15 protein-coding genes are annotated in these 11413 nt (G+C 68.3%); 7 read left to right on the top strand and 8 right to left on the bottom strand.

All coding sequences use genetic code 11. From position 1 onward, the window contains the following. The first annotated feature begins 278 nt into the window (after window positions 1-278). Window positions 279-1130: an aldo/keto reductase gene (locus tag O3Q52_RS38315; RefSeq protein WP_269653206.1), complete on the top strand. Its 852-nt coding sequence runs from the start codon at window positions 279-281 to the stop codon at window positions 1128-1130. Between the two features lie 24 nt (window positions 1131-1154). Further along, window positions 1155-1913 (top strand): flavodoxin, encoded by a 759-nt coding sequence (locus O3Q52_RS38310; protein WP_269653205.1) that lies wholly within the window; start codon window positions 1155-1157, stop codon window positions 1911-1913. Here O3Q52_RS38310 and O3Q52_RS38305 read toward each other — a convergent pair. Then, window positions 1896-2162: a hypothetical protein gene (locus O3Q52_RS38305; RefSeq protein WP_269653204.1), complete on the bottom strand. Its 267-nt coding sequence runs from the start codon at window positions 2160-2162 to the stop codon at window positions 1896-1898. The genes O3Q52_RS38310 and O3Q52_RS38305 overlap by 18 nt on opposite strands. Window positions 2163-2273: 111 nt before the next feature. Between O3Q52_RS38305 and O3Q52_RS38300 the strand changes: the two genes are divergently transcribed. Next, the gene (locus tag O3Q52_RS38300; RefSeq protein WP_269653203.1) at window positions 2274-2672 is read left to right on the top strand and encodes a hypothetical protein; all 399 of its coding nucleotides are present in this window, start codon (window positions 2274-2276) and stop codon (window positions 2670-2672) included. Window positions 2673-2679: 7 nt separating this feature from the next. On the opposite strand, the gene O3Q52_RS38295 is transcribed toward O3Q52_RS38300, so the two are convergent. Further along, window positions 2680-3072, bottom strand: a complete 393-nt coding sequence (locus tag O3Q52_RS38295; RefSeq protein ID WP_269653202.1) for a DUF3883 domain-containing protein — start codon at window positions 3070-3072, stop codon at window positions 2680-2682. Window positions 3073-3286: 214 nt separating this feature from the next. Beyond that, a complete protein-coding gene (locus O3Q52_RS38290) occupies window positions 3287-3613 on the bottom strand; it encodes a hypothetical protein (RefSeq protein WP_269653201.1) in 327 nt (108 codons plus the stop codon). A gap of 210 nt (window positions 3614-3823) precedes the next feature. On the opposite strand from O3Q52_RS38290, the gene O3Q52_RS38285 reads away from it, so the two are divergent. Beyond that, complete coding sequence (locus O3Q52_RS38285; protein ID WP_269653200.1) at window positions 3824-5086, top strand: TerD family protein; 1263 nt, start codon at window positions 3824-3826, stop codon at window positions 5084-5086. 171 nt (window positions 5087-5257) lie between these two features. Here the strand turns inward: O3Q52_RS38285 and O3Q52_RS38280 are convergent, their stop codons facing one another. Together O3Q52_RS38280 and O3Q52_RS38275 are read right to left on the bottom strand one after the other, a co-directional pair. Then, entirely contained in the window at window positions 5258-5578 is a 321-nt protein-coding gene (locus O3Q52_RS38280; protein ID WP_269653199.1) for a 4a-hydroxytetrahydrobiopterin dehydratase, read from the bottom strand. Between the two features lie 2 nt (window positions 5579-5580). Then, entirely contained in the window at window positions 5581-6822 is a 1242-nt protein-coding gene (locus O3Q52_RS38275; protein WP_269653198.1) for a Twin-arginine translocation pathway signal, read from the bottom strand. A 170-nt stretch (window positions 6823-6992) separates the two neighbouring features. On the opposite strand from O3Q52_RS38275, the gene O3Q52_RS38270 reads away from it, so the two are divergent. Further along, entirely contained in the window at window positions 6993-7331 is a 339-nt protein-coding gene (locus O3Q52_RS38270; RefSeq protein WP_269653197.1) for a hypothetical protein, read from the top strand. A 309-nt stretch (window positions 7332-7640) separates the two neighbouring features. On the opposite strand, the gene O3Q52_RS38265 is transcribed toward O3Q52_RS38270, so the two are convergent. After that, window positions 7641-8561 carry an AraC family transcriptional regulator gene (locus O3Q52_RS38265; protein ID WP_269653196.1) on the bottom strand — a complete coding sequence of 307 codons (921 nt, stop codon included), beginning with the start codon at window positions 8559-8561 and terminating at the stop codon, window positions 7641-7643. 218 nt (window positions 8562-8779) lie between these two features. Here O3Q52_RS38265 and O3Q52_RS38260 point away from each other — a divergent pair, with 218 nt between their 5' ends. Further along, window positions 8780-9181 carry a DUF1989 domain-containing protein gene (locus tag O3Q52_RS38260; RefSeq protein ID WP_269653195.1) on the top strand — a complete coding sequence of 134 codons (402 nt, stop codon included), beginning with the start codon at window positions 8780-8782 and terminating at the stop codon, window positions 9179-9181. Here O3Q52_RS38260 and O3Q52_RS38255 read toward each other — a convergent pair. Beyond that, entirely contained in the window at window positions 9141-9911 is a 771-nt protein-coding gene (locus tag O3Q52_RS38255; protein WP_269653207.1) for a polysaccharide deacetylase family protein, read from the bottom strand. The two genes, O3Q52_RS38260 and O3Q52_RS38255, sit on opposite strands and share 41 nt — an antisense overlap. A gap of 117 nt (window positions 9912-10028) precedes the next feature. Here O3Q52_RS38255 and O3Q52_RS38250 point away from each other — a divergent pair, with 117 nt between their 5' ends. Continuing rightward, window positions 10029-10238 (top strand): hypothetical protein, encoded by a 210-nt coding sequence (locus O3Q52_RS38250; RefSeq protein ID WP_269653194.1) that lies wholly within the window; start codon window positions 10029-10031, stop codon window positions 10236-10238. Window positions 10239-10243: 5 nt separating this feature from the next. Here O3Q52_RS38250 and O3Q52_RS38245 read toward each other — a convergent pair. After that, a partial coding sequence (locus O3Q52_RS38245; protein WP_269653193.1) for an Ig-like domain-containing protein occupies window positions 10244-11413 on the bottom strand: 1170 nt, incomplete at its 5' end.

Below are 11413 nucleotides of genomic sequence, written 5' to 3'. Positions count from 1 at the left end.
GAAACTGCCCCAGCCCCAGGCCACTGCCCCCGCCACTGCTTCCCCCACCACCACCACCACCACCACCACCACCACCGACGCCGCTGCCGCCGCTGCCGCTCTGCTCGGATGCCATACGGCCAGTGTCACACCGTGCTGACCTGCACGGCAGGCGCGTGGGAGGCCCTGTCATACCCCCGAACACCGCTCCCTGGCCCATCTCGGCCTGCCACGGCGGACGGATAGAGGCGAGGCTGGATTCCATCACCTCGACCTCGTACGTGCGAAAGGAAATCCCCATGCGGTACGTCACCCTCAACAACGGTGTCGAGATGCCGATCCTCGGTTTCGGCGTCTACCAGATCCCACCGGAGCAGACCGAGAGGGCAGTCACCGACGCGCTCGCCGCCGGCTACCGGCTGCTGGACACGGCCGCCGCGTACGGCAACGAGGAGGCCGTGGGCCGCGCGATCAGGGCGGCCGGCATCCCGCGCGACGAACTCTTCGTCACCACCAAGCTGTGGCTCCAGGACGCGGGCGAGGAGAAGACGAAACGCGCCTTCGACACGTCGCTGCGCAAGCTCGGCCTCGACCGCCTCGACCTGTACCTGATCCACCAGCCCTTCAACGACGTCTACGGCTCCTGGCGTGCCATGGAGCAGCTGCACAGCGAAGGTGCCGTCAGGGCGATCGGCGTCGCCAACTTCCACCCCGACCGGCTCGTCGACCTCGCCTCCTTCAACGAGGTCACCCCCGCGGTCGACCAGATCGAGACCCACCCGTTCTTCCAGCGCACCGCCGACCAGGAGGTCATGCGCGAGCACGGGGTCCAGCTCCAGTCGTGGGGCGGGTTCGCCGAAGGCCGGGGCAACCTCTTCACCAACCCGCTCCTGAGCGAGATCGCCGAGAAGCACGGCAAGTCCGTGGCGCAGATCGTGCTCCGCTGGCTGACCCAGCGTGACGTGGTCGCGATCCCCAAGTCGGTCCGCGCAGACCGGATGGCGGAGAACATCGACATCTTCGACTTCGAACTCACCGACGACCAGATGTCGGCCGTCGCCACCCTGGACACGGGCAGCTCACTGTTCTTCGACCACCGGGACCCGGCGGTCGTCACGCGGTTCGCGGGCTTCAACCGCAACACCGACTGACCTGAGGGGAGGCGGGGCTTCACGGTGTCCCGGAAGCACTACGGCATGGACGTACTCACGACCGACGAGGGCGGGCCGGACCGACGCAAGCTCCTTCGAGCCGTACTCCTCGGAGGAGCCACGGCGATGACCGGCGCCCAGATCACAGCCTGTTCCACACCCACGCCACCCGAGCCCACTGCCGAGCGGCCCGCCACGAGGGCTGCTCCGGGGGAACGCGGACGGATCCTGCTCGCGTACTTCTCCCGACCGGGCGAGAACTACTCCTACGGCGGCCGCACCACCCTCGACATCGGCAACACCGAAGTCCTGGCCGGGATGATCGGCGACCGTGTCGAGTGCGACGTACACCGCATCGAGGCTGTTGACCCGTACCCCGAGAACTACGACGAGACGGTCGCCCGCAACGCCCGCGAACAGAAGGCCGACGCCCGACCGTCCATCGCCAACCCCCTGTCCTCGACAGCCCGTTACGACACGATCCTGCTGGGCAGCCCCATCTGGAACGTCCGAGCCCCCATGATCATGTCGACCTTCGCGGAGCGGCTCGACTTCCGAGGCAAGACGGTCTTCCCGTTCACCACCCATGCGATGAGCGGCCTGGGCACCACCGAGCGCGACTACGCGGCCTCCTGCCGGGGCGCGACCATCGGCGAGGGCCTGGCGGTGCGCGGCGAGGAGGTCCGGCAGGCCGACACCGAGGTCAGGTCGTGGCTACGACGCATAGGCGCGCTCGGCACCGCCAGGGAGCCGTCGACGCAGCCCTCACCGCGTCCGTCGTGAATGCCGGTTCCGGCGTCGACGCAGAGTGAAGGCGCAGGCAAGCATCCCGAGGCCCCAGGCGATCAGAAGGGCACCCCACAGCGGCATGGTCACCTCCGGTATGAGGAGGCGGATCTCGATGTCCGAGCGGTTCTGGAAGATGAAGACCAGAGCGATCGCGCTGATCAGAACGAACGGCGCCAGCCGCCGCACACCGGGCCGCGAAAAGAACGGCGTATGCGCCTTGTGATCTGTACTCGTCTCAGCCATGGGGCCGCCTCTCCATCACGCACCCCTACACCCAGCGTCCTCTCCCACGACGGGACCCGCCACCGAAGGGGCCTCACGAGGCCGGCGACTCCCCGTACCGATCCGGATGCGGTGCGTGTCAATTGCGCCCGCGGCGCACTGCCGGACCCTCTGACGGCGAACGGCGAACCGCTCCCCTTCGAACAGCCCTACTGGTCCGGTGACCGCCCTGCCGACGTCATTCCTTGGCCCGACGAGGAGGAAGAGCCCTACGCATTGCCGTTCCACCCTCTGGAGCTTGGCGAGGACGCGCTACGTGCACTCTGCGGGTTCATCCTGGAGGGGCTTCCCGAGCCCGGCGATGTCGACGCGTACGGCATCCGACTCCACGGATTCCGCGTGCGGGACCCCAAAGGGCCTGATCCCGCCGAGAAGGAAGCGGAGCTGAGAGGCGTGGCGGAGGCCATGGGGCCGCCGCGCTTCTACTCGATGGGGCCGAACGGTTCGCTGGTCGAGCGCGACATCCCCTGACGGGCACTCAGCCCAGGCGCTCGACCTGGTCGTACTCGGCGGCCTTGAAGGTGGGCCAGTACGTGATTCGAGGCCGGCTTCGGTCGATCATGGCCAGCAGTATCTCTCCATGCAGGAGGCGCACTCCGACCTCCGCCCCATCAAGGCCCGCAAGGTTGTCGACCACATAGACGTAGTAGTGCTCGGGATTCTCCTTGGCGGCCGTCGCTTGCCGATCCTCCAGCGGCAGCGGTTCACTGCGCGCCGAGCGGCTGAATGCCTTGACCTCGATCATGCGAGGCGAACTGTCGACGTCGTACGGGAGCCCCGAGGCATGGACATCCTTCGGGTCACGGCCAGCGGCTCGCTCCAGGGCCATGACATGCGCGATCGCGGCCTGCTCCGTCTCCCTGTTTCCCATGACACCCCTTGGTCGGTGTCCCCATCGTGTCGTGACGTCCCTCAGCTTGGGAAGTCACGGTCATCCGCAGTCGGTTCGATCGCCGATCTTGGCGGAAGCCCGCGGTACGGCGAGGTTGGGCTTGGCGACCTTCACCGTGGTTCCCCGCTGTTCCCTGCCCCAACTGGTGTGCCTGTGCGGTGCGTTCGCAGACGCCTCGGGTTGCTCGACAGGGCTAGAGATCGACACGTGTTTCGTTGTCGCCCCGCCTGAGAAGGACGTGCGCCGGCCGGAACGGCAAACTGCGCAGAGCCGGCTCCAGGACCTTGAACAGAGCATCGGCATCGGGTCCGTAGGCGTACACGACGGCTTCGCCTCCTCCGAACTCGTTCCCGTCGACCTCCCCGACGCCTGCCTTCTCGGTCAATGCCTCCATCGCCCGCTCAGCGTCGTAGATCCGCTCACGCTGGTCGACCTCGCCGAAGCCGTCACGGGCAAGCCGGAAGTACGCGATGACGGCGTGCTCCTCATCCCCGCTGTCGGGGGCAGTGGGTGTCTCCATGCCGCACACATTGTCATCGAGGTCTGACACCACACCCGTTGTGCCCGCATGGGATCCGCTCATCAATACGCTTTCCAACTGTGTTGGTGGAGCGGGAGGACTTGTGCCGTGGCGTTCACCTCGGCGGTGTTCACCGCAGGACATCAGTGTTTGTCCTACACGGGCCGGCCAGGGACACCACTATGTACGAACCACCGCGAGAGGCCACACATGACTACTACTCTTACCAAAGGCGGCAATACCGTCTTGCCTGCGGCAGTTTGCCGCGTCACCCTCAGCTCTCCGACTACGGGCATCGATGTGTCCTCTGTCCTGCTCGGGCAGGACGGCAAGGTGCGGAGTGATGACGATCTGGTCTTCTACAACCACTCGTCGCAGGACGGGATCGAGTTGAACGGGCGGACAGTCGTGGCGGATCTGGCCGCGGTCCCCGCGACAGTCGACCGCATTGCGGTTGTCGCCAGCATCGACCCCCAGTTGCGGGCCCTTCACTTCGACGCGAGCAACACCCCCCATGCGGTCATCGAGTGCGGAAATGCGCGGATTGCCTTCGCGCCGCCGCCGCTCACTCATCGGGAGACGGTGGCCATCCTCATCGAGCTCTACCGACGCGCAGGCAGTTGGAAGGCAAGAGCTGTAGGCCAAGGATGGGATACAGGGCTGGTGGGTCTCGCCTCGGACCTCGGCATTGTTGTGGATGACCCAGGACCGACTGCGGCACAGGTCTCGTCTGCGACGCCCAGACAGACCCGACACACGCCTACGGCGCCGCAGCGCCCCACCTACGCACCACGCGTCTCACTGGTGGTTCCGCCGGCCCCATCGACGACACCGGTTCGTCCCCTCGTCCCGCTGGGCAAAGTCGCCCTCACCAAGGCCGGTCAGGCGACCATCGACATGCGCAAGGACGACCCGAACCTCATCGTGACGGCCGCACTCGAGTGGAACGGCGGAAGCGTGGCCCGAAGGCAGGCTGGCGCCGACCTCGACCTGTACGCCCTCTACGTCCCAGGAGGTCTTGTCACCTCAACCGGCAAGCGCCCGAACAAGTCAGATCAGGTCGTCTACTACCGACAGCTCGGGTCGTCCGTTGCGCCGCCCTACATCGCTTTGGACGGCGACTCCAGGGCGCCGGGCCGCGAGACGATCACTATCCGTCGTCCAGACCTTCAGGGCTATGTCCTCCGGTGTGCCTACAGCGCGGTGGAGAACGGGACCGGTTCGTTTAAGTCCTACGGTGCCAGGGCGGTCGTCAGTGACGGACGGGGCTCCACCGTAACGGTGCCGCTGTTCAACGATCGCAACTTGTCCTACTGGGTCGCCATTGCCTTGATCGACTTCACCATTCCCGGCGGTGCCCAGATCCGGCATGTGGAGAAGTACAGCGGCAACCATGTCGAGGCCCGTCCCACGCTGTACTCGAATGGGAACTTCCGAATGAGCACCGGAAAGGTCGAGTTCAAAACCAGGTAGTTGGCAGCAGGCGTTTCCAGCTTCCGCAGCTGGATGCTCTGAGCTCGGGAGGCTCGGGTCTTCTGGCGGCAGTTGCTGCACTGACCTGCAGCAGGGTGGCTTTGGAGCAGCCAGTCAGGGTTGGTTCACGGCTGGCAAGGCTTGCCAGGGTGCCCAGGACTCCTGCCCCTCCTACCTCTCCGCCGCCTCCGCGCCATGCGCCGCCGCGATGCCGTCGATACGTCGAGCGAGGTCGAAGTCCGCCCGTGTCAGCCGGTGGCCGGCGTCATGGGTGGTGATGGCGAACCGCACTGTGTCCCACCGCAGGTCGATGTCGGCGTGGTGACCGATGAGTCGTTCCACGTCGGCCACGTGCACGATCATCGCCACGCCGCCGTGGTAGCGGATCCCGAATGTACGGGTGATCTCGTTGCCGTTCCGCCGCCAGCCCGGTGCGTCCCGCAGTGCGGACTCGATCTCGTCCTCGGACAGCGGTACCGGCGCGTCGGCCACAGTCAGATCCCCTTCGTCACCGGTGCCAGGACTTCGGCCATGTCCCGGCCGACCGGGGCATCCTGCCATGGCAGCATCGCCCGTTCCAGGGTGGTCAGTTCGCGGTGCAAACGAGCCGATCGTGTCTCCAGCGCGACCTCTGTCGCGGTCCGGGCGATCTGCAGTGCCTGTTCCGGTTCGCGGGCGGCGGCCGCTGCTGTGGCGTGCCGGGCGAGGTAGACGCCGCGGTCACGGCGGGCGGTTGCCGGGACGACATCGAGGACCTGGTCCCACAGCGCAACGGACTCGCGGCCCAGGCCGAGCCTGCCGTAGCAGGTGGCCCGCTGGACCTCCAGGTAACCGGGCGTACGTCGGCACGCGTTGCCCCATGGGAGGTCGTCGTCGATCCGGCCGAGCAACCCGTCGGCAGCATCGATGAGTTGGTCGACCGACCTGCGGTCTCCGGTCAGGCTCGCGCCGTGCGCCTGCTGCTGAATGGCCATGATCCGCACTTTGGGGAGGAGGCCGGCGTCGTCGAGGGCGGCCTCGCACAGGTCGATCACCGCGTGCCCGTCGCCGAGGTCGGTGCGCACCTGGGCCTGGTTGACGAGGGAGTAGCCGATGAGGTGCCGGTCCCGCGACCGCGTCGCGATCTCTTGCGTGACACCACGCCAGAAGGCGGCACCGTCCATGTCGCCGGCGTCCTGATACAGCCAGCCGATGAGTGCGGCGTACGCGGCGCCGACCCTCAGCAGGCCGCGTCTCGTCTCGCCCTTCGCCGAGCGTACGAGCTTGTCGATGAGCTGGTACTGCGCGGACACGGTGCCGATCAGATCGTGCGGCCCGAGGAACATGTCGGCGCGGTAGTGCCCCTCCAACTGGGTCTGGAAGTAGTCGATGAGAGCCGGATCGACGTGCTGGGGAGCGACCGGTCCGGCAACGAGTGCCGCAGAGGTGACGGAGATGAACGTCCGACGCTTCACTTCGACCTCCTCATGACGCTCGGGGCGGATCCAGCCGGGCGGAGTGGTGAAACCCAGGTCTTCGGGCCACCGGCCGAGGGCATCGTGGAGGACGCTCACCGTCTCCTCGGCGGGCCAGCCGGGGCGTTCGCCCTCCCAGCGTCGCCAGGTGCGCGGGGACACGGTGAAGTGCGGGTCGTCCAGGAGCTGTTGGCCGTGCTCGGTGAGGGCGGCGGCAGCCCGCTCCACCGTGCGCCAGCCCACACGCAGCCTTGCGGCCCGTAACGCGTCGTTGCGGCTCATACGTCCAGTCTGTGGTGCCACCACGCCTCGTTCCGGCCATGGCCGCCACGTGGCCACAGGTGGCCGCCGAATGGCCTGGTTCGGTCTTCCCGTACACATCCATCATCACTGTGCGTCTGCGACATCTAGGCGCTCCGTCACATATTCAATCCCGTACGGGAGGTAGCCCAGTGACCGGTGCCGTATACGAGGTCCCGCCTGAGGTGCTGGTGTTACTGCACCTGCCGCCGCTCGACAAGCAGTCCGAACAGCAGCTTCGCGGTCGTGTCTGCGTCTGGTGCCCGGTGACACTCACTGCCGAGACGGCCATGGACCTCGGTGCCCGTCGGCACCGGCGCCAGGACAGCCACTACGTCACGTTCCCTCGGGGCTGCCGCCACTGCACCGCCCGGGCCGCGAAGAGGGCTCTTCACGACCACGCTCCACGTTGCGAGCAGTGCGTCGACGATGCCTCCCGATGTACCACCCGCACCGCCCTGCACCAACTCACCAGGGAGGAACACCGGTGACCACACCGACGCTGTCCCCGGCACAGTCCGCGTTCGTCGCTCTCTCCGACCACTGTGTGAGGTGCTCCGACTGCCGACCGGCCCCGGACCGCACAGCAGAAACCCCCGGGTGCCTGGAGGCGGAAAGGCTGTACCGGACGTGGTGGCACCTCTGGAACGAGGCGGAACGGGCCAGAACGAGGTAAGCCGCGGATGCCACCGAAGGCTTCCCCCGCGTCCTCGCACGCAGCTCCACGGCCACACGCCTACGCGGCCGGTCGGACAGTCCCCCGTGCCATCCGACCGGCCATCGGTTGTACGAGCGGGACGCTATCGGCCGGTGATCGGTGCGGTCTTGGACGAATTTGACCTCGTGGAGACGGCCAGGGCGCCTTCCACTCGGCGGGCGGCCATCATCTGTCCGGGGGTGGTGCCGGCGATGGCGCGGAACTCGCGGTTGAGGTGGGCCTGGTCGTAGAAGCCGCAGGCCGTCGAGATCTCGGTGAGGCTCGCGGCCCCGCGGTTGAGCATCGCCACGGCGTGGCGGAAGCGCAGCACGCGGCCGGACGCCTTCGGTGTCAGCCCGATCTGCTGGGTGAACCGCCGGATCAAGTACCCCTGGCTCCACCCCACTTCGGCGGCGATACGGGCGATCGGGATCGCCCCCGCGCTGCCGGAGAGCAGTCGCCAGGCGTGGCCCACCTCGGGCGAGGGCTCCGGGCCGTCCCCGAGCCGGGCCAGCAACGCCTCGTCCAGCAGGTCGAACCTGGCCGACCAGTCCTGGGTGGACGCCAGTTGTTCCACCAGCACTCCGGCCCCGGACCCCAGAACGTCCCGGATCTCGATGGCCAGGTTCGTCAGCTCGCTCATCGGCATGCCGAACAGCCGGTACGCGCCCAGCGGTGTGAACTCGACCCGGATCGCCTCCTGGCCCCCGGGATGCACACAGATCGCGGGCCGGTCCTCCATCCCCACCACCAGCGAACCGATGCTCCCGCTGTCCCCGCCCGGTACGCCCAGCCGCCGGACCTGGGAAAACGGCTCAGCGAGGCTGATCAACAGGGTCGCACGACCAGACGGCATCAACCGCGCCTCGTACGGCGAGGTCATCGCTTCCCAGTAACCGACACAGCTGCGCAGGAACGGCCGCAACCCCGGGTGCCAGGGCCGCGTGACCCGCCACAGACCACCGACCCGCGCGACGTCGACCGCACCCGTACGCAGGGTGCCGCCCCGTGCACCTTGAAGCACCAAAGGCTCCCCTCACCCCGAGGGACCGCCCCGAGCAAACCGCCTGGCAGCTCCGCAGTACCCTCGTCCGCTGTCCGGTGTAGCAGGCGATCGTTCCGCGTGTTTCACAGTACCCATGTCGTCGTCGGGCAAGCGACAGGCCAGGTGTCGGACAGCGACCCGCCAGGTATCGGGCAGCGGCACGCCACGCATCGGGCATCGGGCAGCGACGCCGCGAGATGCTCCACCTGCTGGGCACCCGCTGCGACCCGTACGTCAAGTGCACGGGCCTGAACGACGACGACCAGTACTTCATGAAGGGCTGCCCGGCACGCAAGGGCGACTACTTCGAGTTCTTCGCGGAGACCGACCTGCTGTGCGCCCTCTCCGCCTGCCCCGGCGGCGATCTGTCCGTCCCCCTCTGGGGTCCGGACGCCCGTGATCCGCTGGACGTCTGCCGCCCACTCGGCATCGAGGTCCACCGCCCCGACCCCGCCCTGCTGGACGGCTGGACCTCACCCCGCAGGGCGGCCTACCGCAACCTTCACGGCATGGGGCGGCCCGAGTTCGTCAGGGCCGCCGACCGAACACCGTGGGACGTCAGCGCACCGGGAAGCCGAAGGAGTAGCCCTGCTCCTTGAGCCGGGGGAGGATCCGGCCCAGGGCCTCGACGGTCTGGGAGCGGTCGCCTCCCGCGTCGTGGAAGAGGAGCGTCGGCCCGTTCGGCACCTCGCGCTCGACGGTGGCGACGATGGCGTCCGCGCCCGGCCGCTCGAAGTCCTTGCTGTCCACGTTCCAGCCCAGCGGACGCATGCCGCGGGAGGCGGCGAGCTTGCGGCTGTACGGGGTGAAGGCCCCGCCGGGCGCCCGGTAGTACATCGGGCGTACGCCCCCGGAGGCCTTGGTGATCATGCGTTCTGCGTCGAGGATCTGCTTCGACTGGTAGGCCTGGGAGTTCTTGTCCATGGTGGTGTCGTGCGACACCGAGTGGTCGCACAGCCGGTGCCCGGCCGCGACGACCTTCTTCACGAGGTCCGGGTGGGCCTGCGCCTGCGTCCCCACCATGCAGAACGTGGCCTTCACCCCGTACTCCCGCAGTACGTCGAGGACTTGGGGGGTCCACACGGGGTCGGGGCCGTCGTCGATGGTGATGTTGACGCCACGCGCTCCCTTCTCCGAGGCGTGCGCGATGGTCACCGCGACCGGCTTGACACCACCCGGCTCGGCCGACGAGGACGCGTTCGGCGACGAGGTGCCCACGGCACCGGCCTGCGCGGCCCATGTCGAGGCACCGCCGGCTACCAACGCCACCCCGAGCGCCGCGCCGAGCACCTTGCCGTACCAGCCCCGCCCGCCGCTGTGCCGCGCCATGTCCGCCCCGCTTTCACGCAGTTCCTCGCCGTTTCCCTGGTCGACTCGCGACCACCAGGAAGGACGAGGAACGGCGGCCACCGGATCCCTCCGTTACCGATCAAGGACAATCCCGGAGTGGTTCCCGGACAACGGAGCGTTGGCAGGCATCTCGCCCGAGCTGTCCACCGACACGGCGCCGGCGAGCTACGCCCGGATCACGTCCGAGGCGATGGATCGTCGTACGCCCAGGGCGCGGCCGAGACCGTCGCGGCGAAGATCGGCGCCATGCTGCACTCCCTGCACTCCCTGCACTCCCTGCACTCCCTGCACTCCCTCCAGGACTGAACTGCTCAGCGCAGCGCGCTCTTCCGCTGCCACTCGGTCCACGAGAGGTTCCACGCGCCGAAGCCGTTCCCGGGCGCGACCACGCCCTTGGTGTCCTTGCCGGTGATCTCGAACGGGTCGCCGGGCCGCACCTGACCGTAGAACCAGGCGGCGTTCGCGTCGCTCATCCCTATGCAGCCGGAACTCTGGTTGGAGTTGCCGAAGTAGCGGGCGTTCCACGGGGCTGCGTGTGCGTACATGCCCGACCAGGTCAGCCGCATCGAGTAGTCGACCATCTTGTTGTAGGCGTCGCCCAGGTTCACCGTCTGGGAGTTCATGTTGATCGTGCCCTCCTTGGCCATGAGCACGGCGGTTCCACGCCAGGAGCGCTTGTCACCGCCCGGCGCACCGCCGGAGACAGGTATGCGCCGGACCGTCTTGCCGTCGCGTACGAGCTTGAGCTGGTGGCTGTCGAGGTCGACCTTGACGATCTGCCGGGCGCCGATGGTGAAGGTTGTCGTGTAGTCGCGTACGAACCAGCCGCCGGCCGCGCCCGAGTCGGTGCCGTTCAGCTCGGCGTCGAGCGTGACCTTGGTTCCGGGCTTCCAGTACTCCTTGGGCCGCCAGTCCGCCCGGTCCCTGCCCGACCAGTCGGTCAGCCAGCCCCAGGAGCCCTCGGTGTCGTTCGAGGTGGTGATCCTGAGCTGCTTCTCGACCTCGGCCTTGTTCCTGACCGGATTGTCGAAGACCAGGGAGATCGGCTGCGCGACGCCGACGGTGGAGGCGGCGCCCGGCCGCCAGTCGACCTTGTTGACCTTGTCCGCCGGGGCTGTGGTGAAGGCGGCCTTCGTGCTCTCGGCGGTTCCGCCCTCGGACTTGGCCGCCGCCGTCACCGTGTACGCCGCGCCGGGTGCGGCCTTGCGGTCGGACACCCATGACCGGCCGTCGGCGGCGGCCCTCCCGGCGAGCTTGTGGCCCTCGGCGTCGGTGACCGTCACCGAGGTGAGTGTGCCGCCCGCGGCCGTGACCCGCACGGGCTCGCCCGCCGGGACCCGCTCCCCCGTGGGCGTGACGGTGACCTCGACGGGGCGTTCGTCGGCGCCCGGCTTCACCTTGTTGTCCGCCCCGGCGCCCGGGCCGTCGGCGGGGCCGCTCGACGGGCAGGCGGCGAGCGGCGCCCGCAGGGCGGCCGGGGC

This window comes from Streptomyces sp. ActVer, from assembly GCF_027270795.1.
In the GTDB taxonomy this organism is placed as follows: domain Bacteria; phylum Actinomycetota; class Actinomycetes; order Streptomycetales; family Streptomycetaceae; genus Streptomyces; species Streptomyces umbrinus_A.
This window is presented reverse-complemented; position numbering and strand designations above follow the sequence as displayed.